Origin of the sequence: Streptomyces sp. NBC_00247 (assembly GCF_036188265.1) — a bacterium.
In the GTDB taxonomy this organism is placed as follows: Bacteria; Actinomycetota; Actinomycetes; order Streptomycetales; family Streptomycetaceae; genus Streptomyces.
Genome location: NZ_CP108093.1, coordinates 5,701,583 through 5,726,176 on the forward strand (window position 1 = coordinate 5,701,583; position 24,594 = coordinate 5,726,176).

The following is a 24,594-nucleotide window of genomic DNA, read 5'->3' on the forward strand; positions in this document are numbered from 1 at the left end:
CTGCGCGCCCCCGCGTCCCCCTCCCCATGTCGCTCACGATCCGCACCGCCACGCCCGCCGACCTGGACGCGATAGTCCGCCTGCACACCGAGGCGCGCGCCACCTACTACCGCGGGCACCTCGCCCCCGACGCCTACGCGGGCCCCGAAGAGGTCGGCCGGTCCGCCACGGGCTGGACCCGGGCCGTGGCCGCCGAGCACGCGACCGTCCTCTGCGCGGAGCGCGACGGCGTCCTGGTGGGCGTCGCCGCCTTCCGCGCGGAGCACGGCGCGACCACCCTCACGCAGTTGCACGTCGCTCCCGCGCGGTGGCGCACCGGCGTGGGCACCGCACTGCACACCGCCTGCACCGATGCCTGGCGACGGACCGGCGCCCGTACCGCGCGGCTGGAGGTGTTCGCCCCCAACACCCGCGCCCGGTCCTTCTACGCCCACCACGGCTGGACCGCCGACCCGGACACCCCGCGCCACGGCACCCACCTGGTGCTGCGCCTCGTCCTCTGACGGCTGACGGCTGACGGCTGACGGTGAGGGCTGAGGGCCTGAGGGCGGGCGCGGGGGCCGCGGAGGCGCGGCGGACACGTGTACGCGGGTCAGGCCGGGCCGTGCCCGGCCGACGAGGGGGCGGTGTGAGGACGCAGGACCATGAGAGAGTCCTCCGGCGTCGCCACCATGGCGAAGGCGAACCGGTCGAGTTCCAGGCAGAGGGCGACATCCTCGGGGTGGGCACCCTGGCGCACCCCCTCCGCCAGTTCAAAGGCGGCCCGCGACTCGGCCGCCCGGCGGAGGAATCCGGCGGCGTCCGCCCCGGCTCCGGTGGCGCGCCGCGCGATGTACTGCGCGCACGCCAGATCCTCCTCGGCCTTTCCGTCCTCGCCGGTGACCACGAACGTCACACTGTCGCTCCCGTCGGCCCTCAGGACCTCGGCCGTCGCCTCCGCCACGACGAAGCTCGCGCACAGCACCAGCGGCGCGTCCTTCACCGCGAGGGCGCCGACCGTGCCCGCCGTGGTCTTCTGCACCACGGTCCGCCCGCGGAGGTCCACGGAGCGCAGCAGAGCGGGCGAGTTGACGGCGTCGAACCCGGGTGCGGGCGGGCCGTCCTTCAGAGTCACCCACTCCGGGTTCCGTGCCTTGAGGGCCAGCGACTCGTCCAGCGACCCGGAGAGCACGATCTTCTCCGCCCCCTGGGCGAAGGCCCAGGCAGCCACCGTGAAGGCGCGCATCACGTCGACCACGACGGCCACCGAAGGGGTCTTGGCCAGATCATCGATACCGAGGAAAGAGGCGTCCATGCCGGTCATGATCGTGGATGCCGGGGCGAGAACCCCCTGCGAGTGGCCCGGATCACACGCAGGCCGCGCGGAGCGCCGGTCCGCCGGCAGGCCCGGGGACGACGCTCGACGGGAATCCGCACAGGTGTTTCCGTGTTCTCCCCCTCGTGCGGAGGGCTCTCCGCGCGCGTCACCGAGCCCGTCACGGGAAGAGCCCCCGTCGCGGGAAGAGCTGGAGAGAAGAACGACATGCGCGTCGAGATCTGGTCGGACATCGCCTGCCCCTGGTGCTACATCGGGAAGGCCCGCTTCGAGAAGGGGCTGGCGGGCTTCGCCCACCGTGACCAGGTCGAGGTGGTGCACCGCTCCTTCGAGCTGGACCCGGGACGCGCCAAGGCTGACATCGCCCTGGTCGTCGACATGCTCGCGCAGAAGTACGGCCGCTCCCGCGAGGAGGTCGTCGCGATGGAGGGCACCGTCGCCGCGAACGCGCAGGCCGAAGGGCTCGGGTATCGCAGCGAGGGCCGCGACCACGGCAGCACCTTCGACATCCACCGGCTGCTCCACCTCGCCAAGGCGCGCGGGCTCCAGGACGAGCTGCTGACCCTCGCCTACCGGGCCAACTTCGCCGAGGAGCGCTCCGTCTACGACGACGCGGTGCTGGTCGACCTCGCCGTCGAGGCGGGCCTCGACGAGACCGAGGCCCGCGCGGTGCTCGCGGACCCGAGCGCGTACGCCGACGACGTACGCGCCGACGAGCGTGAGGCGTCCGAACTCGGCGCCAACGCCGTCCCGTTCTTCGTCCTCGACCGGCGGTACGGCATCTCAGGCGGCCAGCCCTCCGAGGTCTTCGCCCAGGCCTTGGAGCAGGCGTGGAAGGACCGCGAGGTGACCGCCCTCACCCCGCTCGGCGACGACGCGGCGGCCTGCGACGCCGAGGGCGCCTGCGAGGTCCCGCAGCCGGGCGCCGCCACCGCCTGAGCGCGGCCCGGCAAGGGTGACACCCCCACCGGTCCGGCCGGTCCCGCCGAGGACGCCGTCCCGGTCGGGGGGGCGGTCTCTCCGGCTGGATCGGGCCGCGCCAGAGCGAAGTCCAGCTCCCCGATTCCCGCGCCGGTCCGATGCGCACGGCCGCTCCCCACGTCAAGGTGACCCTCAAGGTCGATCCGGGCGTCGTGGCCAGGGAGGACCGGGACGCGGCGGTCCTCGTCGCCAAGAGCCGCACCATCGTCATGGAGGGCGTGGGAAGCCTCACCGAACAGTACGACTGCACGGCATGACCTGACCTTCCGCCCTCCGGCCCTCCGCCGCGCGCGGTTGGTCACGCCCCGTCCGTCGCGCGCACGGCCCGTCGACCCCGGCGAGCCGTGCCCCCGCCTCATTGACGGTACGTGGAAGTCGGCTCAGGCTGGAGCGCATGGAGACCACCCCGCTGAGCCGGACGACCGAGCCGGTCGAGACCACCCCGCTGAGCCGTGCCGCCGCCGAGGAGTTCGCGCCGGCCACCACCTACCTCAACACCGCCTTCGCGGGTCTGCTGCCCCGCCGGACCGTCGAGGCGGTCGCCGGGCTGGCCCGGGCCAACGCCGAGGGCGGGCCCGTCGGCACCGGGGACTTCGAGGTGGTGGACGCCGCACGCGCCCGGTTCGCCCGGCTGGCCGGTGTCGGGACCGACCGGGTCGCCGTCGGGACCTCGGTCGCGGTGCACGTCGGGCTGATCGCGGCCTCACTGCCCGCCTACGCCGAAGTGCTCTGTCCGGAGGGTGAGTTCAGCTCGGTGGTCGCCCCCTTCGCACACCGGAGGGACCTGCGGGTGTCGTACGCCCCGCTCGCGGAGCTGGCCGAGGCGGTACGGCCCACCACCGCGCTGGTGGCCCTCTCCGCCGTGCAGTCCTCGGACGGGCGGGTCGCCGATCTTGCCGCAGTCCGGGCCGCCGCCACCGCGCACGGGGCCCGGGTGCTGCTCGACACGACGCAGTCGGCGGGCTGGCTCGCGGTGGACGCCGGGGACTTCGACTACACGGTGACCGGCGGGTTCAAGTTCCTGCTCTGCCCGCGCGGCGCCTCGTTCCTCACGGTGACCGAACAGGCGCAGGAGTCCCTGAAGCCGATCTACGTGGGATGGGTCGCGGCCGAGGACACGGAGAACAGCACCTACGGCCCGATCGACCGACTCGCGCTCACCGCGCGGCGGTTCGACTCGGCGCCGGCCTTCCTCTCCTACTACGGGGCGGAACGCTCGCTCGCCCTGCTGGCGGAGATCGGCACCGACGCCCTGTACGCGCACGCCACCGGGCTCGCCGCCCGCTTCCGCGAAGGGCTGGCGCGCCTGGGCCACCAGGTCGTACCGGCGGAGTCGGCGATCGTCGCCGCCCCCGGACTCGGCAAGCGCCAGGCGGAGTTGAGCGCGGCCGGCATCATCGTGTCCGACCGTGCGGGCAATCTGCGGGCCGCCTTCCACCTCTACAACACCGAGGCCGACGTGGACCGGGCGCTCGACGTGCTCGGCTGAGTCCCACGACGAGGGTGCGCGGCGGGACCCTACGCAGAGTCCCGCCGCACCAGTTCGGTGGGGAGGATCACCGCCGCCGGGTCCTCGCCGCCGATCTGGGCCAGCAGCACCCGGACCATCTCGGCGCTGATGCGGTCCCAGGGCTGCCGGATCGTGGTCAGCGCCGGGCGGGAGTCGAGGGCGGCCGGGGAGTCGTCGAAACCGCCCACCGCGATGTCCTCCGGCACCCGCCGCCCGGCCCGCTCCAGCGAGGTCAGTACGCCCTGCGCCATCAGGTCGGAGGCGACGAAGACCGCGTCGAGGTCCGGGGCGCGCTCCAGCAGCAGTGTCCCCGCGGCCTCGCCGCCGGCCCGGCTGTAGTCGCCCGGGACGACCAGGTCGTCGTCGACCGGCAGCCCGCACTCGGCCAGCATCTCGCGGTACCCGGCCAGCCGCTCCACACCGCCCGGGGTGTCGAGCGGGCCGCTGACCGTACCGATCCTGCGGCGCCCCGACTCGTACAGGTAGCGCACCATGTCGCGGGCGCCGTCCCGGTCGTCGGCGGCCACATAGCTGACCTTCGAGCCCTGTCCGAGCGGCTTTCCGCAGGTCACCACGGGCACCCCGGCCTCGTGGAGCTGGGCGACCACCGGGTCGCCGGAGTGGCTGGAGACCAGCAGGACGCCGTCCACGTGGCCGGCGATGTAGCGCATGTTCCGGCGCCGCTCGGCCTCCGTACCCGCGATCATCAGCAGCAGCGGGACGTCGTGCGCGGCCAGCGCACTGGTGCACCCCCGCAGCAGGACGTTGAAGTTGGGGTCCTCGAAGAAGCGTTCCTGGGGCTCCGTCAGCAGGAACGCCACCGAGTCGGAGCGGCCGGTGATCAGCGACCGGGCGTGCCGGTTGACCGTGTAACCGGTCTTGCGAATGGCCGAGTTGACCGCTTCGAGGGCGGACGGGCTGACGTTGTGGCCGCCGTTCAGCACCCGGGAGACGGTCCCGCGCGACACCCCCGCCTCGCGGGCCACGTCGTGGATCGTCGGCGGCCGGCGGCGTCCCCTTCCGGGCTGCCCGGAGAGCGGGGGAGGTTCAGTGCGGCTCATGGCGCGTGTTCTTTCGTTTTCGGGGCCCCGGGCGAAGGGGCGGGTCCGGTGGCCCCGGAGGGCATGGTCAGGACTTTACGGCGCCGGAGAGGAGGTCGAGACTCCAGAACCGCTGGACGACCAGGAAGAGCGCGATCAGCGGGATGATCGCCAGCAGCGCACCGGTGATCACCAGCGTATAGAGGGCCGGAGCGTTCGCTCCCTGCTGGAGCAGCGTGAAGAGCCCGAGGGTGACCGGGAACTTCTCGTCGTCGCTGAGCATGATGTACGGGAGCAGGAAGTTGTTCCAGATCGCGACGAACTGGAACAGGAACACCGTCACCAGTCCCGGCAGCATCATCGGCAGCGCGATCGTGCGGAAGATCCGCCATTCGCCACCGCCGTCCATCCGCCCCGCCTCGATCACGTCCGGCGGCACGGCGGCCGTCGCGTAGATCCGGGCGAGGTAGACGCCGTACGGCGAGAGGATCACGGGCAGCAGTACCGACAGGTACGAGTCCGTGAGGTCGGCCTTCGCGAGCAGCAGGTACTGCGGGACCGCCAGGATCACCGGCGGCATCAGCACCCCCGCCAGCAGGATGTTGAAGATCGTCTCCCGGCCCCGGAAGCGGTACACCGCCAGGGCGTACCCCGAGACGGCCGACACCGACGTGGAGAGCAGGGCGCCCACCCCGGCGTACAGGGCCGAGTTGCCCATCCACTTCCAGTAGACGCCGTCGCGGTACGCCGAGAGGTCGGCGACGTTGTCGCTGAACCCGGAACCGGGCAGGAAGGTGAAGGTGGAGAAGAGCTCGCTGCCGGACTTGGTCGACGCCACGACCACCCAGAGCACCGGCAGCAGGCAGTAGACGGCGCCCAGCACCAGCGCCGCGGTCGGGACCGCGGCGAAGCGCCGCGGTGCACGGGCGGCCCGGGAAGCCCGGGACGTCGGGGCGGAGACCGGGAGGGTCTGCGTGCTCATCGGGCATCACCCTGCTTGCTACGGGAGTGGGCCATCCTGAGAAAGCCGAAGGACAGGGCGAGAGTGACGACGGCGATGATGACCGCCTGGGCCGCCGCCGCGTAGATGTCGTTGTTGACGAAGGCGTCCTGATAGACCTTCATCAGCGGACTCCACGTGGTGGAGAGCGAGTTGGTGAGCGGCTTGAGGGTGCTGGGCTCGCTGAACACCTGGAGCGTGGCGATGATGGAGAAGAAGAACGTCAGCACCAGCGAGGGCGCCACCATCGGGATCTTGATCCGCAGGGCGGTCTGCCACTGCGAGCAGCCGTCCAGCCGGGCCGCCTCGAAGACCTCGGCGGGGATCGCCCGGAGCGAGGTGTAGATGACGATCATGTTGAAGCCGGTGCCGCCCCAGACCGCGATGTTGGCGAGGGCGCCGTAGAGCGGCCCCCCGTCCATCAGGTCCGGCTGCGGCAGCCCGAGCCGGTCCAGCACCCAGAAGAACGGGCTGACGTCGGGCAGGTAGAGGAACCCCCACATCATCGCGGCCACCACACCCGGGATGGCGTACGGCAGGAAGATCGCCAGCCGGGTGAAGCCGCGCAGCCGGACCCGCTCGGTGTCCAGCAGCAGCGCGAACAGCAGCGCGAGGCCGAGCATCACGGGCACCACGATCAGGCCGTAGCCCAGGATGCGCAGCGCGCCGTGCAGCAGCTCGGAGTCGGAGAGGGCGTCGGTGTAGTTGGCGAGGCCGGCCCAGACCTCGTCGCGGGCGCCCTTGCCGAGGCCGAGACCCTTGACCTCGGTCCGGCGGAAGCTGAGGTAGAGCGCGTAGCCGATGGGCAGGGCGAAGAAGAGGAGGAAGAGCAGGGAGGCGGGGACCAGGAAGCCGTACGGGGCGCTCTTGACCCTGTACGACCCCCCGCTGCGTGCGCGTGTCACTCGGAGACTCCGAAGCCCTGCTTCTTCAGGTCGGCGACCGTGGCGTCCTGCATCGCGGTCAGCGCCGCGCCGAAGTCGGACTTGTCCTTGGCGGCCTTGGCGAAACCGTCCTTGAAGGCGGTGTACGCGACGTTGACGTTGGGGCCCCAGGCGGCGGGCGCGGTGCCCTTCGCGATCTCGGCCGCCGTGGTGTAGAAGTCCGGCTGGTTGGAGAAGTACGCCGGGGCCTCGGCGAGCGCGCCCCCGGTCTGCGCGGCGGTCGCGGCGGGGTAGATGCCGGACTCCTTCACCAGCGCGGCGAGCGCGGTGGGGTCGGTGTTGAGCCACTTGGCGAACTTCGCCGCCGCGCCCTTGTTCTTCGAGTCGTTGGTGACGGCGGTGGAGGAACCGCCCCAGCTGCCGGTGACGTTCTCGCCGGCGGTCCACTGGGGGAGCGGGGCCATGGCCCACTTGCCCGCCGTGTCGGGGGCCGCCGTGGTCAGGGTGCCCGGGGCCCAGACCGCGCTGACCCAGGCGATCTGCTTGCCGGTGTCGAGCGCCTTGTTCCAGGCGGGGGTGTACATCGGCTGGTTGTCGATCGCCCCCTCCTTCACCAGGCCGCCCCAGAAGTCGGCGACCTTCTGCGTGGCCGGGTCGTCGATGGCGACCTTCCAGGTGTCGTCACCGGTGGTCCACCACTGGGCGCCCGCCTGCTGGGCGAGGCCCGCGAAGAGCCCGGAGTCGTTCGAGGAGAACGTCGTCAGGTCGGTGTCCGGCGACTTCTTCTTCAGCGCGCGGGCCGTCTCGGCGAACTCGTCCCAGGTGGTCGGGACCGTCAGCCCGTACTTCTTGAACAGGTCCTCGCGGTAGTAGAACATCAGCGGGCCGGAGTCCTGCGGCAGCGCGTACAGGGCGTCCGTCCCCAGCGTCGCCTGCTGCCATATCCCGTCCGCGAACGCGCTCTCGGCGTCGCCCGCCTCCTTCGAGATGTCCGCGAGGACGTCGTTGGAGACCAGCGTGGGCAGTGCCTGGTACTCCGCCTGCACCAGGTCGGGGGCCTTGTGCGCCTTGGCCGCGGTGATGATCTTGGTGACCAGGTCGTCGCCCGACGCCTGCTTCTTCACCGTGACCGTGATGCCCTCCTTCTTGCCCTCGCCCTTGTTCCAGATGTCCGCGACCTTGTCGAGGCCGGGCGCCCAGGACCAGTACGTGAGCTGGGCGGGACCCGCGGCGGCGGGCGCGTCCCCCTTCCCGTCGTCCGACGAGCCGCAGCCGGAGAGGAGGGCGGAGGCGGCGAGGACGACGGCCGTGGACAACGCGACGTTGCGGTGCTTCATGGATTTCCCCTGACGAGAACCGAGGGTGCAGCGCGGGAACTGCGCTGTGAGCGTTCACAGTAGAGAAACGGAACCGACACTTGTCAATGGTTGTAACTGTGCGGTTATCTTGGCTCCACACCACAGACCGGTTGTGTGCACGTTCCCAGAGTCGTGCACAGAAGGGCCCAGAAGGGCGTCGTCGCAGGGCGGCGGCGCCCAGCGCGGAACACGCCCTGCAAGACCGTCCGGTCGAGGTGTATCCGTACCGCCCGGTGACGGGCCGCCGCCGTGCCCCGGCGACGGGCGACCGTCGTCACCGCCGAGAACGCCAGGAGACCCCCATGCCCCACACCACTCCCCGAGGTCTGGACCGGCTCGCCTTCGGCGGCGACTACAACCCGGAGCAGTGGCCCGAGGAGATCTGGCCCGAGGACGTGCGGCTCATGCGTGAGGCCGGCGTGACCATGGTCAGCATCGGGATCTTCTCCTGGGCGCTGCTCGAACCCGAGCCCGGCGTCTACGACTTCGGCTGGCTCGACCGCGTGATCGACCTGCTCCACGAGGGCGGCGTCCGCGTCGACCTCGGCACTCCGACCGTCGCCCCGCCCGCCTGGTTCTACCGCGCCCACCCCGAGGCGCTCCCGGTGAACCGCGACGGGGTCAGGTACGCCTTCGGCTCACGCGGCGCCATCTGCCACAGCAACCCCGACTACCGCGCCGCCGCCGCCCGTATCACCGAGGAGCTCGGCCGCCGTTACGCCGGCCACCCCGCCCTCGCCCTCTGGCACGTCCACAACGAGTACGGCGTCCCCGTCTCGGCCTGCTACTGCGACAACTGCGCCGCCCACTTCCGGCGTTGGCTCACCGCCCGCCACGGATCGGTCGACGCCGTCAACAAGGCCTGGGGCACCGCCTTCTGGGGGCAGCGCTACCGCACCCTCGACGAGATCGACCCGCCGCGCACCACCCCCACCGTCGGCAACCCCTCCCAGCAGCTGGACTACCGCCGCTTCGCCGACGCCACCCTGCGGGAGAACTTCACCGCCGAACGCGACATCCTGCACCGGCTCGCCCCGGGCATCCCCGTCACCACCAACTTCATGACCGCGCTCAGCCAGTGCGACTCCATCGACTACTGGGCCTGGGGCCGCGAGGTCGACCTCGTCACCAACGACCACTACCTGATCACCGACGGCCGCCGCACCCACGTCAACCTCGCGATGGCCGCCGACCTCACCCGCTCCGTCGCGGGCGGCGCCCCCTGGCTCCTCCTCGAACACTCCACCAGCGGCGTCAACTGGCAGCCCCGCAACCCCGCGAAGAGCCCCGGCGAGATGGCCCGCAACAGTCTCGCGCACGTGGCCCGCGGCTCGGACGGCGCGATGTTCTTCCAGTGGCGGCAGTCCCGCGGCGGTGCCGAGAAGTTCCACTCCGCGATGCTGCCGCACGGCGGCACCGACACCCGGATCTGGCGCGAGGTCAGCCGCCTCGGTGCCGACCTCGGCCTCCTCGACGGAATCCGGGGCAGCCGCACGGTCGCCGACGCCGCGATGGTCTGGGACTGGCAGTCCTGGTGGGCCCAGTCCCTGGAGTGGCGTCCGAGCCAGGACCACGACGCCCGCGAGCGCGCCGACGCGTACTACCTCTCGCTCTACGACCGCCACCTCACCGTGGACTTCGCCCACCCCGAGGCCGACCTCTCGGCCTACCCGCTGGTCGTCGTACCCGCCCTCTACCTCGCCACCGAACAGGCGGGCGAGAACCTGCGCCGCTACGTCGAAGGCGGCGGCACCCTCGTCGTCTCGTACTTCTCCGGCATCGTGGACGCCGACGACAACGTCCACCCCGGTGCCTACCCCGGTGTACTGCGGGACGTCCTCGGCCTGACCGTCGAGGAGTTCTCCCCGCTCGGCGAGGGCGACACCGTCCGCCTCGTCACCCCGGAGGGTGCCCCCGAGGGCCCCGCGCTCACCGGCGACCTCTGGTCGGACGTGGTCATTCCGTGCGGTGCCGAGACCGTGTGGTCCTACACCGACGGGGTCGCCGCCGGACGCCCCGCCGTCACCCGCAACCGCCTCGGCGACGGCACCGCCTGGTACGTCTCCACCCGGCTCTCCGGACCCGACCTCGACGCCGTGCTGGACCGCGCCTGCGAGGACGCCCGGATCGCCCCGCGCACCGCGCTCCCGCACGACGTGGAGGTGGTCCGCCGCACCGGGGAGACCGGCAGCCACCTCTTCGTCATCAACCACACCGAGGGCGACACCAAGGTTCCGCTGGAGACCCCCGGCACCGAACTCCTCACCGGCGAGCCCGCCGCCGGACACCTCGCCGTCCCGGCGGGCGCGGTCCGCGTCGTACGGCTCGACGCCTGAGGAAGCACCACCCTCACCACCCGTCTCACCAGCACCAGGAACCACCCCCGTATCCCGCGCAACGGTCGAAGGGACATCGACGATGTACGGAAAGAAGCTGCTCGCCAGAGCGCTGTACGGCACCAGAGCGCTACCAGGAGCGGCCCGCCGCACCCCGCGCGGCGCACGCCGGGCCGCCGCCGCACTGACCGCGCTCGGCGGGCTGATGCTCGCCGGGCTCCCCGCCCAGGCGGCCCACGCGGCGACCACCGTCACCAACGCCGGCTTCGAATCGGGCGCCACCGGCTGGACCACGTACTCCGCCGGCGGCCAGAGTGCCGCCTCCTTCACCGAGGCCGGCGGCCACGCGGGCTCCACCCGGCTCAGCCACTGGTCGGCCTCCGCCTACAAGGTGGAGACGTACCAGTACCTCTCCGGGCTGACCGACGGCACGTACACCCTCAGCGCCTGGGTCCGCTCCGGCGGCGGCCAGAACTCCGCCTACATCGCCCTGCGCAACTGCGGTTCCGCCGAACAGCGCACCGACCTGCCGCCCACCGCCAACGGCGCCTGGATACGCCTGGTGACCTCCGTCAAGGTCACCGGGGGCGCCTGCACCATCAGTCTCAACTCCGACGCGCACGCGGGGGAGTGGGCCAACTTCGACGACATCACCTTCGCCTCCGGCACCACCGGCCTCAGCGTCAAGGGCGGCGACCTCTCCACCCTCCCGAAGAACGAGGCCCACGGCGCCGTCTACCGCAACGCGAGCGGCACCGCGGGCGACGCCCTCGCCCTGCTGAACTCCGCCGGAATGAACTACGTACGCCTCAAGGTGTGGGTGAACCCCGCCGACGGCTACAACGACAAGGCCCACGTCCTCGCGATGGCCAAGCGCGCGAAGGCACTCGGCATGAAGGTCCTGGTCGACTTCCACTACTCCGACGCCTGGGCCGACCCCGGCAAGCAGAACAAGCCCGCCGCCTGGGCCGGTCACAGCTACACCCAGCTGAAGACCGACGTCTACAACCACACCTACGACGTGCTGGGCGCCCTCAAGGCGCAGGGCACCACCGCCGACATGGTCCAGATCGGCAACGAGATCAACGCCGGAATGCTCTGGCCCGAGGGCTCCACCGACAACTGGTCCCAGCTCGCCGGACTCCTCACCTCCGGCGCCAACGCCGCCAAGGCCGTCTCCTCCTCCACGAAGGTCGCCCTGCACCTCGCCAAGGGCGGCGACAACGCGGGCACCCGCTGGTGGTTCGACAACGCCGTCGCCCACGGCGTGCCGTTCGACGTCATCGCCCTCTCGTACTACGGCTACTGGCACGGCCCCCTCTCGGACCTCCAGACCAACCTCGACGACGCCGCCTCCCGCTACGGCAAGCCCGTCCTGATCGCCGAGACCGCCTACGCGGACACCCTCGCCGACGACGACGGCCTGGAGAACAACATCGCCACCGCCTCCCAGCTCGTCGCCGGCTACCCCGCGACCCCCGCGGGCCAGGCCGCCAACTTCCGCGACGTGCTGAACGTCGTCGAAGCGGTCCCGAACGGCCGCGGCCTCGGCGCCGTCTACTGGGAGCCCGGCTGGACCGCCGTCACCGGCAGCGGATGGGACCCGGCCGACGCGTCCTCGGGCAACGCCTGGGAGAACCAGGCGCTCTTCGACTACAACGACAGGCTGCTTCCCGCGGCGAGCTGGTTCTCGCACCGGTAGGCCGTCCCGCACCCGGCGAAGCCCCGCCGTCCCTCCGGTCCCGGAGGGGCGGCGGGGCTCGTCGTGGGGGCCGCGCACCGCCGGGCGGTGCGGGGCTCGTCGTGGGGGCCGCGCACTGCCGGGCGGGGCACACACCTTCCCCGGGGCGGGGTGGCGCACCGTCAACATCCGTGCCCCGCCGATCCGGTGAGCGTGCGGCCCGTTCCGCAGAACCGTCGCGAAGTGGAACCTGGATGTGTAGTGTCCAGGTCATGCGAATGAGTGCGGGAGTCGAGTGGGGGCTGCACTGCTGCCTGACGCTGGCGTGGCTCGGGGACGCGGAGGCGGTGTCGTCGGCCAGGCTCGCGGCCTGGTTCGACCTGCCGCCCGCCTACCTGAACAAGCAGCTGCAAGCGTTGGACCGGGCGGGCATCCTGACGTCCACCCCGGGAGCCAGGGGCGGCTTCAGGCTGGCCAGGAGGCCCGAACAGGTCACGCTGATGGACGTCGTCGCCGCCGTCGACGGTCCGGACGAGGTCTTCCAGTGCACCGAGATCAGACAGCGGGGAGCGGGGGCCGGCGCACCGGCCCACGAGTTCCAGCAGCCCTGCGGCATCGCCGGCGCGATGCGCAGGGCCGAGCTGGCGTGGCGCAGGGAACTCGCCGCGCAGACGCTGGCGGATCTCATGGCCTCCGCGCCGCCCTCCGCCGCGGAGCGGGCACGGCGCCACTACGAGCGCATCGGCCGCTGACCGCACCGCACTCGTGGACGAGTGCGGACGAGCGAGGAGAACCTGGATGTCCAATGTCTCGATAACGTCCGACCGGCCAAAGGCCGACGGCCAGGCCCTGCCCGGGCAGGGCGGCCTGTCGTCGACCCTGGTGTTGGCCCTGGGCACCTTCGCCGTCGGCACGGACGCCTTCGTCGTGGCGGGGTTCCTGCCCTCCATGGCCGAGGACCTGCACGTCTCGGCGGCGGCCGCCGGCCAGTCCGTCACGGTGTTCGCGGCCGCCTACGCCTTACTCTCGCCCGTACTCGCCACGGCGACCGCGCGACTGCCGCGCCGGGCACTGCTGGTCGGCGCCCTGATCACCCTCGGTCTGGCCAACCTGTGCTCGGCACTGGCGCCGAACCTGGCCGTGCTGATCATCAGCCGCGTGATCGCGGCGGCGGGCGCGGCGGCTTACACACCGAGCGCCGGCGCGGTGAGCGCCGCGCTCGTGCGCCCCGAATTCCGGGCGCGGGCACTGGCCGTGGTGATCGGCGGCCTGACCGTCGCGACCGCGCTGGGGGTGCCGCTCGGCACCCTCGCCGGCCACTGGCTGGGCTGGCGCAGCGCCTTGGCCGTCGTGGCCGGGCTCTGCGTCGTCATCGCCGCCGGAGTGCGCCTGATCATGCCGCCCCTGCCGGGCAACCCGCGCGTGCCACTGCGCACCCGGCTCGCCGTGCTGCGCAGACCGGCCGTCCTGGCCGTGCTGCCGCTCACGGTCCTCGGCATGGGTGCCGCCTACACCGCGTACGCCTACAGCGTTCCGGTCTTGCGGGCGGTACGGGTCCCCGACGGCACGGACCTGTGGATGCTCTTCCTGTACGGGCTGGGTGCCGTACTCGGCAACCTCGCATCCGGTTACGCCACCGACCGCTGGGGCTCCGTCCGGGTCCTGACCACGGGGTACACCGGGATGGTGCTCGCACTCGCCCTGCTGGCCCGGATCGCGGCCACCGGCGTCCCGCTGATGCCCGTGGTCGGCGTACTGGTCCTCCTCTGGGGCGCGAGCAGCTGGTGCCAGACCCCCGCGCAACAGCACCGCCTCATCGAAGTCGCCCCGCAGGAGGCCCCGCTGGTGGTCTCCCTGAACTCCTCCGGCATCTACCTGGGCATCGGTCTGGGCACCGTGCTCGGCGGCATCGCCCTCCCGCACGGAGCGACGGCCGTCTACGGTCTCGGGGCGGTACTGGCACTCGCGGCCCTGCTGTTCCTCCGCGTCACCGCACGCGCGGCGTCCCGTTAGGCCGTGTCCGACCGTTCCCGCCGGGCGGGCGGCGCCCGGCACGGCACCTCGCGGCGTTGTCGGACCGCCCGAGTACAGCCAGTGGCGCGGGCGTCCTCGCGGACAACGCCCGCGCCGTCCGGTACTACGAGAAGAACGGCTTTTGGCCCTTCGGCTCCTTCGCCGGGGCGGACGGCTCGCCGTCGCCGGACCTGATGGCCGACCTCCGCGAGCTGCCGGACCCCGCACCAGCCCTTCGGTGAGGGAGGGCCGCCGGCAGTCCTGGAGCCGATGCCGTCTTGGCATACGAAACGATTTTGCTCGAATGGTGGACAGTTGGCTAGCGTCCGGACCATGGAGCGATGCGTACAAGTCCCGGCGTTCGTGCGGGTCGAGGAGCTGGAAGCACTGCCGGGCCCCGTGGTCCCGGCCGACGTGCGGTGGTATCTGGACGGGCGGTCCGGGCGTGCCGCGTACGAGGGGGGACACCTGCCCGGCGCGGTGTTCGCGGACCTCGACCGCTGGCTGACCGGCCCCCCGACGCCGACCGGCGGCCGGAACCCGCTGCCGGCCCCCGAACTGTTCGCCGAAGGCATGCGGACCCTGGGGATCGACGACGACGACATCGTGGTCGCCTACGACGACCAGGGCGGTGTGATCGCGGCACGGCTGGTGTGGATGCTCCGGGTCACCGGGCGCCGCGCGGCCGTACTCGACGGCGGGCTGGACGCCTGGACCGAGGCGCACCCCGGCTCCCTGACGGCGGACGAACCCCTGCCCGCCCGCGAAGGCGACTTCTCCGTGCGCCCCTGGCCGGCCGATGCCCTGGTCGAGGCGGACGACCTCGCGGAGCCGGACGTCCTCCCGGTCGACGCCCGCAACCGGGACCGCTTCGCCGGAGCCCAGGACCCCGTGGACCCCCGCCCGGGCCACGTACCCGGTGCGGCCAACGTCCCCTGCCGGGAGAACCTGGACGGGCTCGGGCGGCTGCTGCCCCTCCAGGCGATCCGGGACAACTTCGCCGCCGGGGGAGTGGTGCCGGGCAACGTGTCGAAGGTGGCCTCCTACTGCGGCTCGGGCGTGACCGCCTGCCACAACCTCCTGACCCTGGAGCACGCCGGGCTGGGCAGCGGCAGGCTCTACGTCGGCGGCTGGTCCGCGTACGGCCGCGACGAGGCCCGTCCGGTGGAGACCGGCCCCGCCCGCTGACGTACCGGCGCACCTAGGCCCAATACCGGTGATTTAGGTTGGTTTCCGGCTGGTTGGGGTGGCTCTGGTTGGCCTGACCAGCCGGACCGTCGGGATGTCTGGCAGTGGTGGGCTGTGGTGCTCGGTTCGTTTGAGGGCCCAGTTGGACATCTTGCGTTTGATCACGCGGGGGTTGGAGCGTAACCGCCGTGCGGGCAGCGGTCGTTCGGTGATCTCACGCAGGCTCTGGGTGAGGGACCGGGTCAGTCGTGAGGGGGGAAAGCGCCGCCTGCCCGGTGACGTGGCGGCGGACGACGCGCAGGGTGCGGGTGAAGGAGATCCGGTCGGGATCATGGCCGGTTTTGAGGGCGGCCTGGTGCATCAGGTCCCGCAGCGCGTGGTGGACCAGCAGGAACGCGAAGATCTCCTGTTCGACGCCGCGTGGGTAGCGGGAACGCAGCACCAGCCCTGGGACGCCTTGGTGGTTCTTGATCTCGTCCAGGGTGTTCTCGATCTCCCACCGCTGGGCATAGACGGCGGCGAGTTCCTCGGCCGGTGCCTGGTCGGGGTCGAGGAGGGTGGTGATCAGCCGGTAGACGGTGCCGCCGTCGCGTGGGCCGAGGACGTACTCGATCACCCGCACCCGCTCGGGGTCCGCGCGCCGATAATTGTCCCGCGCGGCGACGATCTCCGACACGTAGGAGCCGTCGGCGAGGGTTTCCAGGACCGGCAGCACCACGACGCTGCGGACCCGCCACAGCAGGTCCGCACCGCCCGCCTTCGCAGCCCGCCACAGGTCGAGGCCGCAAAAGCCCCGGTCGGCGAGCAGGAGCATCCCCTTCGTCAGCGCGGGGAACAACTGCCGGGCCATCCCTGTCTCGTGGACCGTGAGCGGTCCGACCTCGGCCGCGAACACGGCATGGGTCCCGCACTCGGCCAGCGCCGCCACCCTCGCCTGCGGATACGCACTGCGGCCCTGCCCGCGACTGGTACCGGGACGCCCGAAGAACTGGGCGTTCGCCGCGGTGTCCGGAACATCGAAAACGGTGCCGTCCACCGCGACCAGCCGCCACTGCCGGTACCAGGCACCCTGCGTCCGCGCGACCGCCACCGGCCGGCACACCCGGGCGAACAGGACCCGCAACGGCTCCGGCCCCAGCCGCAACCGGGCCCGACCGATCGCCGCCGTCGTGGGCACCCGCCAGACCGCCGCCCACCGGCCCTCCCGCTCCAGCCCCTGAACCAGAAGCCGAGCCACCTCTTCATAGCCCTGCCCGAAGAACAGACACATCGCCAGAACGAAATAGACCACCACCCGCGCCGGCAGCAGACGCGTCCGCTGCTCCACCCTGCCGCACTCGGCGACCACCTCATCGACCAGCTCCGGCGGAAACGCCCGCGTCAGCACCCCCAACGCGATCCGGTCCGAAAACCGATCAACACCTGACGACTTCACCTGACCCGGCCTTGGCACAACCCACCCAACGACCAGAAACCACCAAAGTCACCGGTATTGCACCTAGGCCGTGTCTGATAATTCGCGTCGGTTCGGCGGGCGGTGTCCGGTGCGGTGCATCGCAAGGCGGAGGATCGCCCGTGTACTGGATGTACTCGGGCGGTCCGACAACGCCGCGAGGTGCCGTGCCGGACACCGCCCGCCCGGCGGGAATTGTCAGACACGGCCTAGGAGCGCGGGGCGGCCAGAACCGTCCCACCGCACGCGAGGGGGGCGGGGCGGGACGGCCGCGACCGTCCCGCCCCGCCCCCGTCCGTGTGCGCTCCGCGCCTACCGCACCGGTGTGAAGTCGCGGGCCCCGATGAACTCCGGGCGCCGCACCGGAGCCGCGAAGGGCTCCTCGGCCGCGTTCTCCACGCTGTTGAAGACGATGAAGACGTTGCTGCGCGGGAACGGGGTGATGTTGTCACCCGAACCGTGCATGGCGTTGCAGTCGAACCAGGTCGCCGAACCCGCCCTGCCGGTGAAGAGCTTGATGCCGTGCTCACCGGCCAGCTCCGTCAGCGCCTCGTCGGACGGGATGCCCGCGTCCTGCATCTGGAGCGACTTCTTGTAGTTGTCCTTCGGCGTCTCGCCCGCGCAGCCGAGGAACGACCGGTGCGAACCGGGCATGATCATCAGCCCGCCGTTGGTGTCGTGGTTCTCGGTCAGCGCGACCGATACGGAGACGGTCCGCATGGTCGGCAGTCCGTCCTCCGCGTGCCAGGTCTCGAAGTCCGAGTGCCAGTAGAAGCCCGAAGCCCCGAAGCCCGGCTTCACGTTGATCCGGGACTGGTGCACGTACACGTCCGAGCCGAGGATCTGCCGGGCCGCGCCCACCAGCCGCTCGTCGGAGACCAGTCGGGCGAACACCTCGCTGATCCGGTGCACCTCGAAGACGGAACGCACCTTCCCCGACTGCGGCTCCACGATGGACCGTTCGTCCGCGCGGACGGCCGGATCGGCGATCAGCCGTTCCATCTCGGCCTGGTAGGAACCCACTTCGTCCGGGGTGAGCAGCTGGTCGACGGCGAGGAAACCGTCTCGCTCGAATGTCAGGAGGCTCTGCACGGGTACGGGCCCCGGGGCGCCCGGAGCGGACCAGACGACCGGGTCCCGGCGGGGAGTGATCGTCTCGGCGGCGCCGCGCGAGGGATAGAGGTCGGTGCGCGGAGGGTGCGGTTCGGTGCGCGCGTACGTGGTCATGGCTCAGGCCTCCTCGGTCAGCAGCGGGTAGACGCCGTTCTCGTCGTGGTCCTCCCGTCCGGTGACGGGCGGGTTGAAGACGCAGACGCAGTGGAAGTCGGTCTTCGGGCGGAGCGTGTGGTGCTCGTGGCCGTTGAGCAGGTACATGGTGCCGGGGGTGATCCAGTGCTTCTCACCGGTGTCGTCGTTGGTGAGTTCGGCCTCCCCCTGGGTGCACAGGACGGCCTCGATGTGGTTCGCGTACCACATCGACGTCTCCGTGCCCGCGTACAGGATGGTCTCGTGGAGCGAGAAGCCGACCTTCTCCTTGGCGAGCACGATGCGCTTGCTCTCCCAGGTGCCGGAGGCGGACTTCACGTGCCGGTCGGTGTTCTCGATGTCGCGGAACGAACGGACGATCACGGTGGTGTGGTGCCTTTCTCTCTGCGGTGACTGTCGGCTCCCGTCTGCCCCGAAAGCTGCCGGGGCGGACGGAGTTCAGGGGAAACGCGCCGCTCAGGCGGCTGTTTCGTGGACGGACCGGGCCAGCGTGCGCAGCCCCTCGTCCAGCTCTTCGGGGGTGACGGTCAGCGGCGGCAGCAGCTTGACGACCTCGCTCCGCGGACCCGAGGTCTCCAGCAGCAGCCCGAGCTCGAAGGCGCGCGAGGTGACCGCCGAGGCGCGTGCCGGGTCGGCGAACTCGATTCCCCACACGAGGCCCCGGCCCCGGAAGGAAGCGGTGGTGTCCTCGGCGCAGATGGAGAGCAGGGCCTGCTCCACCTGTTCGCCGCGGTCCTTCGTCTGCTGCTCCATGTGGCCGTCCGCCCAGTAGGCGTCGAGCGCGGCGGCGGCCGTGACGAAGGCGGGGTTGTTGCCGCGGAAGGTGCCGTTGTGCTCGCCCGGCTCCCAGACGTCCAGCTCCGGGGTGAACAGGCACAGCGACATGGGCAGTCCGTAGCCGCTGATGGACTTCGACAGGGTGACGATGTCCGGGACGATGCCCGCCTCCTCGAAGGAGAAGAAACCACCGGTACGCCCGCAGCCCATCTGGATGTCGTCGACGATCAGCAGCATGTCCTGCCGGTGGCACAGCTCCTGGAGCGCGCGCAGCCACTCGGCGCGGGCGACGTTGATGCCGCCCTCGCCCTGGACGGTCTCCACGATCACGGCGGCCGGCTTGTTCAGCCCGGAGCCCTGGTCCTCCAACAGCCGCTCGAACCAGAGGAAGTCGGGGACCTGGCCGTCGAAGTAGTTGTCGAACGGCATCGGCGTGCCGTGCACCAGCGGGATGCCCGCACCGGCCCGCTTGAACGCGTTGCCGGTCACGGCGAGTGAGCCGAGCGACATTCCGTGGAAGGCGTTGGTGAAGGAGACCACGGACTCACGCCCCTTCACCTTGCGCGCCAACTTCAATGCGGCCTCGACCGCGTTGGTGCCGGTCGGGCCCGGGAACATCACCTTGTACGGCAGATCGCGCGGGCGCAGGATCACGTTCTGGAACGTCTCCAGGAAGGCGCGCTTCGCCGTCGTCGCCATGTCCAGCCCGTGGGTGATGCCGTCACGCTCGATGTAGTCGAGCAACGCCCGTTTCAGTACGGGGTTGTTGTGGCCGTAGTTGAGCGATCCCGCACCGGCGAAGAAGTCGAGGTAAGTGTGGCCGTCCTCGTCGGTCAGCCGGGCGCCCCGCGCGTGGTCGAACACGGCGGGCCAGCTCCGGCAGTAGCTCCGGACCTCGGACTCCAGGGTCTCGAAGACGCTCAGGGCGGGCGGGGTGATGGTCACGTCGGTCTCCTGAGGGGTTGTGGGTGTGCGGGCGGTGGCGCGGCGGATTCGGCCGGGCGGGCCGCGACTGCTGCCGTCAGCTTCCGAACGGCCCTATGCGGTACAGGACTTCGGGCTGATGCGCGCCCTCGGGGAACATCTCCCCGCCGAAGAGGACCTCGCGCTCCAGTCCCACGTCGTGGCGTTCGGCGTACGACGTGAAGAGCCGGTTCGACGCGGTGTTGTCGGGCGTGACGGTCGTCTCGACCGCGATCAACCCCCCTTCCGCGGAGACCCGTTCGGTCAGCGCGTCCAACAGGTCCGCAGCCAGTCCCCGGCCCCGGTAGGCGTCGTCCACCGCCACTTGCCAGACGACGAGCGTCTGCGGACGGTCCGGCCGGACGTAGCCGGTCACGAAGGCGACCGGCTCGCCGTGCTCGTCCCGGGCGACCGCGGAGGTCGCCGCGAAGTCACGGCACCAGAGCAGGTAGCTGTACGAGGAGTTGAGGTCGAGGACCTCGGAGTCGCGGGCGATGCGCCACAGCGAGGCCCCGTCCTCCACGCGTGGCGCGTCCACGGTGAGGAATGCGCTCGGCGCCTGCGGTGCGTCGGAGCGGGGGGAATCGATTCGGGCACGGGCAAGGTCTGCTGGTGCGGCGCTCATGCCAGGGAATTTACCCAGCAAATTTCAGAATTGCACCAGCGAAAAGGCTTGGGTGGCGGGAGCACGCGTGTTATCACGCGAGTGCGAGCCCGACCGGTCGGGCGTGCGTTTCGTGGTGATTCATGATGGATATATCCGGCAAAGCGCCCGCGTGTGGGGTCCGTCACAGACCCTCGAACCCCCGAGGCCCGCCCTCGTGCCACTCATCCGCACGCCCTTCGGATTCGCGCGTTTACCCATGAGGAGCCAGGGCACAAGAATGCGGGGAGCTGCTTATCCATAAGCAGCTCCCCGCATTCTTTGAATTACTCCGTCATCGGGCGACGGAAATGATCCGTGCCCGGCGTCTCATTCGCTCGGCCAGGTTTCCCGGACCGCCTTGCGGGCAGCTTCCAGATCGACCCGCAGGCCCGCGTCGGCCAGCGCCGAACCCAGTGCCGCGAGAGAGGCGAGGACCGCTCCACGCGTGGCGTCCACCCCGTAGTGATTGACCCGGACCATCTCCTTGGAGAGCGCCCCGCCGCCCGCGATCAGCGGCAGCGAGGGCTCCGCGAGAAGCGCCCGCGCCACCAGCTCGGAGGCGTCCACCCCGTCCGGCACGCGCAGCGTCGTGGCGACCGGAGCGGCGTCCCGCGCCTCGTGGACGTACGGAGTCAGCCCACCGCCGAGCGCGAGCGCACCTGCCCGGGTGGCAGCGGCGGCGGCGGAGTGACGGGCCATGAGGGCCTCCAGGCCCTCCGCCTCGATCCGCTCGGCACACGCCTCCAGCGCCAGCATCTCCAGCTGTGCCGGGGCGTGCAGCAGCGCCTTGCGGCCACCGTCGATCCAGCGCTGCTTCCAGTCCAGCAGGGAGAGGTAGGAGTGGCGCGGCGCCTGCGGGTTGGCGGCGATCCGCTCCCAGGCGCGTGCGCTCACCGAGACGGCCGAGACGCCCGCCGGGCCGCCCATCGCCTTCTGCGCGCCGATCACGCACAGGTCCACGCCCCAGGCGTCCGGCAGCAGCGGCTCGGCACCCACCGAGGCCACCGCGTCCAGCATGAAGAGGGCACCGTGCGCCCGGACGACCTCACCGATCTCCGCGACCGGGTTGGTGTTCCCGGTCGCCGCCTCGGCGTGCACCAGGGAGACGAAGTCGATCTCCGGGTGCTCGGCCAGGGCCTCGGCGACCTGCTCGGCGGTGACGGCGGTGTGGAACGGCACCGCCAGGTCCACGACCTTCGCCCCGCAGTCGCGCAACCAGTTCCCGAAGGTCTGGCCGTACGGACCGGTGACGACGTTGAGCGCGGTCGTCCCGGGCCGGGCGGCGCCCCGGATGCAGCCCTCCAGGGGCAGCAGCGCCTCGCCCTGCATGATCACCACGTCCTGCTCGGTGGCGAGGAGACCGGCCACCCGCTTCTCGATGGCCGCGAAGTGCGCGGGGGTGAGCGGGGCGAGGTCGAGGAAGGGATGCGTCACGGTGGTGCTCTCTCCGGTTCGGTCAGTCATTCTGCGGGCCTGTGTGCGAACAGCGCCCGGTCCGAGAGTACCGACCGCCTCGTACAGTGCCGCACATGAGCGATCACAGCGACCAGCGCGGACACCGCGACCGGGACCGGCGCGTGCTGCGGGTGAGGGGACGGGTGCTCGTCGGCCCGGACGAGGTGCGCGACGAACTCTGGTCCGTGGACGGCCGGATCACCTACGAGCGCCCCCCGGGCGCGGACCGGGCGGACACCGTCGAGGGCTGGGTACTGCCCGGACTGGTGGACGCGCACTGCCACGTCGGTCTCGACCGCCACGGCCCGGTCGACGCCGCCACCAGCGAGAAGCAGGCACTCACCGACCGGGAGGCGGGCGCCCTGCTGCTCCGCGACGCCGGATCGCCCTCGGACACCCGGTGGACCGACGACCGGGAGGACCTCCCGAAGATCATCAGGGCCGGCCGCCACATCGCCAGGACCCGTCGCTACATCCGCAACTACGCCCACGAGATCGAGCCCGGCGACCTCGTCGCGTACGTCGCCCGCGAGGCCCGCAGGGGCGACGGCTGGGTGAAGCTGGTCGGAGACTGGATCGACCGCGAGGTGGGCGACCTCACCCCCTGCTGGCCGCGCGGCGAGGTGGAGGCAGCGATCGCCGAGGCCCACCGGCTCGGCGCCCGGGTCACCGCGCACTGCTTCGCCGAGGACTCGCTGCGCGATCTGGTGGAGGCCGGCATCGACTGCGTCGAGCACGCCACGGGCCTCACCGAGGACACCGTTCCGCTCTTCGCCGAACGCGGGGTGGCGATCGTGCCGACCCTCGTCAACATCGCGACCTTCCCGCACCTGGCGGACGGCGGCGAGGCCAAGTTCCCGCGCTGGTCGGCGCATCTGCGCCGACTGCACGCGCGCAGGTACGACACCGTGCGCGCGGCGTACGACGCCGGCATCCCGGTCTTCGTCGGTACGGACGCGGGGGGCTCGCTGCCCCACGGCCTGGTCGCCGCCGAGGTCGCCGAACTGGTCCGGGCCGGTATCCCGCCCCTGGACGCGCTCTCCGCCACCACCTGGGGCGCGAGGCGCTGGCTGGGCCGCCCCGCCCTGGAGGAGGGCGCCCCGGCCGACCTGGTCGTCCTCGCCGAGGACCCGCGCGCGGACGTGACCGTGCTTGCGGCCCCCCGGCACGTGGTGCTGAACGGCCGGGTGGTGGCCGGCTGACCTCGCGCGCCCATCCTGAACGCGCCCACCCTCAGCGCACCGGGACTCCGGAGGCCGGTGCGGACGGCACGTGCCCCAGGGCGCGCAGGACTCGGGCCAGGTCCCCCGGCGCCGCCCCGAGGCGGACGGGGGTGCCCGCGTCGTCCAGCTCGGCCACGTGCCAGTCACCGGGGACGTCGTCGCCGTCCTCGCCCCGGACCCGCCGCACCCGCAGGACGGCGATCCGCTCCACCGGCACCCGCTTCACCGCGAACCGGCCGGGACCGGAGTGCGGCGAGACCGCGAGCGCGTCGCCGCCGCCCAGTACGAGGTGGGTGCCGAAGTGGTACGGGTTGTAGTCGGTGGCCTCCAGGAAGCGGCCGGACAGGAACACCTCCTCCCCGTCGGCGCCGTCCGTGCCATCCGCGGCGCCGGCCGGTACGACGTCCTCGGGAGTCCGTACGCGGGTGGCGCGGAAGGCCGGTACGAGGAGCACCAGCGACACCGCCGTACCCGCCCCCGCCCACCCGATCGTCAGGGGCGACCCGACCAGGTCCACAGGGTGCAGGACGCAGAGCGGCAACAGCCACAGGGCCGTCACGACCAGCACGGCGAGGAAGGGGAGGGCCGAGGGCAGGACCTCGTCGTCGGGACGCCGGCGTCCGCGCACGCGCACCACGACGAGGGCCGCGGGGTAGCCGGCGGCGAGCACCAACCCCACCGCGAAGGCCAGGACCTGACCGGCGGGGACCGGGCGGTCCTGCCACGCCGCGTGGGCGCCGACGACCGCTCTCGGGGTTCCGCGCCAGAAGGTCACCTCGACCCGGTCGCCCGGCGCGAACGCGACGGCCGTGTCGTAGGGCACCTGGATCCGTTCGCGTGGCCGGCTCCCGGAGAAGTACAGCCGGCTGTCGTCGGTCTTGCCCTGGTGGTCGGCGACGGTGCGGGAGATCACCCCCGGGACGGTGGTCAGGCACTCGGCCCGATCGTAGGCGGGTGTCCCCGCCGCACAGGGGACGGCGGACCGCCAGGCACGTTGGTAGGAGAGCGTGTTCGGCACGGCGACTGCCGCCACCACCGCGCCCACCACGAGCAGCAGCGCGCACAGCGCGAGCGGCTTGAAGAGGCCGTGCCCTCCCGTGCGCGGGTCGATGACGTGGAGGTGGTCCGGCTCGTCGGGCGTTCCGTGACGGCGGTGCAGCGCCCGCAGCGCCTCCACCCCGGCGTCGAACTCCGGGTCCGTCGTCAGGTAGCTCCGAGGCTGGGGCAGGAAGCGGACGCGCCCGTCACGCAGCAGCAGGCTGACGCGTCTGCGTTCCTCGCTCCTCATGGGCCTCACATGGACGCGCAGCGCCCTGACGTCATGCCACGGGATGTCCCCCCGCCGCCGCGGAGACCGGTAACGCACCCCGTCGGCATCGGCGTGCACCTCGGCGACGACGCTCCCGAGCCCGACGCGCGACAGTACCCCCGCGAGCGCGGGACGGAAGATCAGCCGAGGTTCGGGGGTCATGCACACAGCATGTCACCGGCCAGGCGGGCGCTCG

23 protein-coding genes are annotated in these 24,594 nt (G+C 71.7%); 11 read left to right on the forward strand and 12 right to left on the reverse strand.

Going from position 1 to position 24,594, the window contains the following annotated elements:
* Positions 1–26 precede the first annotated feature (26 nt).
* Positions 27–503 (forward strand): GNAT family N-acetyltransferase, encoded by a 477-nt coding sequence (locus tag OHT52_RS24790; protein ID WP_328722385.1) that lies wholly within the window; start codon positions 27–29, stop codon positions 501–503.
* An 89-nt stretch (positions 504–592) separates the two neighbouring features.
* On the opposite strand, the gene OHT52_RS24795 is transcribed toward OHT52_RS24790, so the two are convergent.
* Complete coding sequence (locus OHT52_RS24795; protein WP_328722386.1) at positions 593–1,294, reverse strand: 2-phosphosulfolactate phosphatase; 702 nt, start codon at positions 1,292–1,294, stop codon at positions 593–595.
* A gap of 228 nt (positions 1,295–1,522) precedes the next feature.
* Between OHT52_RS24795 and OHT52_RS24800 the strand changes: the two genes are divergently transcribed.
* The 3 genes from OHT52_RS24800 (at position 1,523) to OHT52_RS24810 (ending at position 3,785) form a co-directional block, all read left to right on the forward strand.
* Positions 1,523–2,254, forward strand: a complete 732-nt coding sequence (locus tag OHT52_RS24800) for a DsbA family oxidoreductase (RefSeq protein WP_328722387.1) — start codon at positions 1,523–1,525, stop codon at positions 2,252–2,254.
* Positions 2,255–2,394: 140 nt separating this feature from the next.
* Positions 2,395–2,553 carry a hypothetical protein gene (locus OHT52_RS24805; protein WP_328722388.1) on the forward strand — a complete coding sequence of 53 codons (159 nt, stop codon included), beginning with the start codon at positions 2,395–2,397 and terminating at the stop codon, positions 2,551–2,553.
* A gap of 137 nt (positions 2,554–2,690) precedes the next feature.
* Positions 2,691–3,785, forward strand: a complete 1,095-nt coding sequence (locus OHT52_RS24810; RefSeq protein ID WP_328722389.1) for an aminotransferase class V-fold PLP-dependent enzyme — start codon at positions 2,691–2,693, stop codon at positions 3,783–3,785.
* Between the two features lie 29 nt (positions 3,786–3,814).
* Here the strand turns inward: OHT52_RS24810 and OHT52_RS24815 are convergent, their stop codons facing one another.
* The 4 genes from OHT52_RS24815 to OHT52_RS24830 form a co-directional block, all read right to left on the reverse strand.
* On the reverse strand, positions 3,815–4,867 hold the full coding sequence (locus OHT52_RS24815; RefSeq protein ID WP_328722390.1) for a LacI family DNA-binding transcriptional regulator: 1,053 nt from the start codon (positions 4,865–4,867) through the stop codon (positions 3,815–3,817).
* Positions 4,868–4,934: 67 nt separating this feature from the next.
* A complete protein-coding gene (locus tag OHT52_RS24820) occupies positions 4,935–5,828 on the reverse strand; it encodes a carbohydrate ABC transporter permease (RefSeq protein WP_328722392.1) in 894 nt (297 codons plus the stop codon).
* Positions 5,825–6,751, reverse strand: a complete 927-nt coding sequence (locus OHT52_RS24825; protein WP_328722394.1) for a carbohydrate ABC transporter permease — start codon at positions 6,749–6,751, stop codon at positions 5,825–5,827. The genes OHT52_RS24820 and OHT52_RS24825 overlap by 4 nt, the downstream gene beginning before the upstream one ends.
* Positions 6,748–8,067: an extracellular solute-binding protein gene (locus OHT52_RS24830; protein WP_328722396.1), complete on the reverse strand. Its 1,320-nt coding sequence runs from the start codon at positions 8,065–8,067 to the stop codon at positions 6,748–6,750. Before OHT52_RS24830 ends, OHT52_RS24825 begins: the two co-directional genes overlap by 4 nt.
* A 323-nt stretch (positions 8,068–8,390) precedes the next feature.
* Between OHT52_RS24830 and OHT52_RS24835 the strand changes: the two genes are divergently transcribed.
* From OHT52_RS24835 to OHT52_RS24860, 6 genes are all read left to right on the forward strand, one after another.
* On the forward strand, positions 8,391–10,424 hold the full coding sequence (locus OHT52_RS24835; protein ID WP_328722397.1) for a beta-galactosidase: 2,034 nt from the start codon (positions 8,391–8,393) through the stop codon (positions 10,422–10,424).
* A gap of 205 nt (positions 10,425–10,629) precedes the next feature.
* Entirely contained in the window at positions 10,630–12,126 is a 1,497-nt protein-coding gene (locus tag OHT52_RS24840) for a glycoside hydrolase family 53 protein (protein WP_328723886.1), read from the forward strand.
* 251 nt (positions 12,127–12,377) lie between these two features.
* On the forward strand, positions 12,378–12,857 hold the full coding sequence (locus OHT52_RS24845; RefSeq protein ID WP_328722398.1) for an RrF2 family transcriptional regulator: 480 nt from the start codon (positions 12,378–12,380) through the stop codon (positions 12,855–12,857).
* 46 nt (positions 12,858–12,903) lie between these two features.
* A complete protein-coding gene (locus tag OHT52_RS24850; RefSeq protein WP_328722400.1) occupies positions 12,904–14,118 on the forward strand; it encodes an MFS transporter in 1,215 nt (404 codons plus the stop codon).
* A gap of 56 nt (positions 14,119–14,174) precedes the next feature.
* Complete coding sequence (locus OHT52_RS24855; RefSeq protein WP_328722402.1) at positions 14,175–14,360, forward strand: hypothetical protein; 186 nt, start codon at positions 14,175–14,177, stop codon at positions 14,358–14,360.
* A 91-nt stretch (positions 14,361–14,451) separates the two neighbouring features.
* A complete protein-coding gene (locus OHT52_RS24860) occupies positions 14,452–15,306 on the forward strand; it encodes a sulfurtransferase (protein ID WP_328722404.1) in 855 nt (284 codons plus the stop codon).
* Between the two features lie 214 nt (positions 15,307–15,520).
* Here OHT52_RS24860 and OHT52_RS24865 read toward each other — a convergent pair whose 3' ends face one another.
* From OHT52_RS24865 to OHT52_RS24890, 6 genes are all read right to left on the reverse strand, one after another.
* The gene (locus OHT52_RS24865; RefSeq protein WP_328722407.1) at positions 15,521–16,759 is read right to left on the reverse strand and encodes an IS4 family transposase; all 1,239 of its coding nucleotides are present in this window, start codon (positions 16,757–16,759) and stop codon (positions 15,521–15,523) included.
* Positions 16,760–17,071: 312 nt separating this feature from the next.
* Positions 17,072–17,986, reverse strand: a complete 915-nt coding sequence (thpD, locus tag OHT52_RS24870; protein WP_328722409.1) for an ectoine hydroxylase — start codon at positions 17,984–17,986, stop codon at positions 17,072–17,074.
* A gap of 3 nt (positions 17,987–17,989) precedes the next feature.
* Positions 17,990–18,388 (reverse strand): ectoine synthase, encoded by a 399-nt coding sequence (locus OHT52_RS24875; RefSeq protein WP_328722411.1) that lies wholly within the window; start codon positions 18,386–18,388, stop codon positions 17,990–17,992.
* A gap of 93 nt (positions 18,389–18,481) precedes the next feature.
* Positions 18,482–19,747 (reverse strand): diaminobutyrate--2-oxoglutarate transaminase, encoded by a 1,266-nt coding sequence (gene ectB, locus OHT52_RS24880; RefSeq protein ID WP_328722412.1) that lies wholly within the window; start codon positions 19,745–19,747, stop codon positions 18,482–18,484.
* 76 nt (positions 19,748–19,823) lie between these two features.
* Positions 19,824–20,288, reverse strand: a complete 465-nt coding sequence (gene ectA / locus OHT52_RS24885) for a diaminobutyrate acetyltransferase (protein ID WP_328723887.1) — start codon at positions 20,286–20,288, stop codon at positions 19,824–19,826.
* A 450-nt stretch (positions 20,289–20,738) separates the two neighbouring features.
* Entirely contained in the window at positions 20,739–21,845 is a 1,107-nt protein-coding gene (locus OHT52_RS24890; RefSeq protein WP_328723888.1) for a pyridoxal-phosphate-dependent aminotransferase family protein, read from the reverse strand.
* Between the two features lie 95 nt (positions 21,846–21,940).
* On the opposite strand from OHT52_RS24890, the gene OHT52_RS24895 reads away from it, so the two are divergent.
* A complete protein-coding gene (locus OHT52_RS24895; protein WP_328722413.1) occupies positions 21,941–23,068 on the forward strand; it encodes an amidohydrolase family protein in 1,128 nt (375 codons plus the stop codon).
* A gap of 31 nt (positions 23,069–23,099) precedes the next feature.
* Here the strand turns inward: OHT52_RS24895 and OHT52_RS24900 are convergent, their stop codons facing one another.
* The gene (locus tag OHT52_RS24900) at positions 23,100–24,560 is read right to left on the reverse strand and encodes a PH domain-containing protein (RefSeq protein WP_328722415.1); all 1,461 of its coding nucleotides are present in this window, start codon (positions 24,558–24,560) and stop codon (positions 23,100–23,102) included.
* Positions 24,561–24,594 lie beyond the last annotated feature (34 nt).

Bases quoted from the DNA above. Each gene is read 5' to 3' on its own strand.
- OHT52_RS24790 (WP_328722385.1), top strand. From the start codon at position 27: ATGTCGCTCACGATCCGCACCGCCACGCCCGCCGACCTGGACGCGATA.
- OHT52_RS24795 (WP_328722386.1), bottom strand. From the start codon at position 1,294: ATGGACGCCTCTTTCCTCGGTATCGATGATCTGGCCAAGACCCCTTCG.
- OHT52_RS24800 (WP_328722387.1), top strand. From the start codon at position 1,523: ATGCGCGTCGAGATCTGGTCGGACATCGCCTGCCCCTGGTGCTACATC.
- OHT52_RS24805 (WP_328722388.1), top strand. From the start codon at position 2,395: ATGCGCACGGCCGCTCCCCACGTCAAGGTGACCCTCAAGGTCGATCCG.
- OHT52_RS24810 (WP_328722389.1), top strand. From the start codon at position 2,691: ATGGAGACCACCCCGCTGAGCCGGACGACCGAGCCGGTCGAGACCACC.
- OHT52_RS24815 (WP_328722390.1), bottom strand. From the start codon at position 4,867: ATGAGCCGCACTGAACCTCCCCCGCTCTCCGGGCAGCCCGGAAGGGGA.
- OHT52_RS24820 (WP_328722392.1), bottom strand. From the start codon at position 5,828: ATGAGCACGCAGACCCTCCCGGTCTCCGCCCCGACGTCCCGGGCTTCC.
- OHT52_RS24830 (WP_328722396.1), bottom strand. From the start codon at position 8,067: ATGAAGCACCGCAACGTCGCGTTGTCCACGGCCGTCGTCCTCGCCGCC.
- OHT52_RS24835 (WP_328722397.1), top strand. From the start codon at position 8,391: ATGCCCCACACCACTCCCCGAGGTCTGGACCGGCTCGCCTTCGGCGGC.
- OHT52_RS24840 (WP_328723886.1), top strand. From the start codon at position 10,630: ATGCTCGCCGGGCTCCCCGCCCAGGCGGCCCACGCGGCGACCACCGTC.
- OHT52_RS24845 (WP_328722398.1), top strand. From the start codon at position 12,378: ATGCGAATGAGTGCGGGAGTCGAGTGGGGGCTGCACTGCTGCCTGACG.
- OHT52_RS24850 (WP_328722400.1), top strand. From the start codon at position 12,904: ATGTCCAATGTCTCGATAACGTCCGACCGGCCAAAGGCCGACGGCCAG.
- OHT52_RS24860 (WP_328722404.1), top strand. From the start codon at position 14,452: ATGGAGCGATGCGTACAAGTCCCGGCGTTCGTGCGGGTCGAGGAGCTG.
- thpD (WP_328722409.1), bottom strand. From the start codon at position 17,986: ATGACCACGTACGCGCGCACCGAACCGCACCCTCCGCGCACCGACCTC.
- OHT52_RS24895 (WP_328722413.1), top strand. From the start codon at position 21,941: ATGAGCGATCACAGCGACCAGCGCGGACACCGCGACCGGGACCGGCGC.
- OHT52_RS24900 (WP_328722415.1), bottom strand. From the start codon at position 24,560: ATGACCCCCGAACCTCGGCTGATCTTCCGTCCCGCGCTCGCGGGGGTA.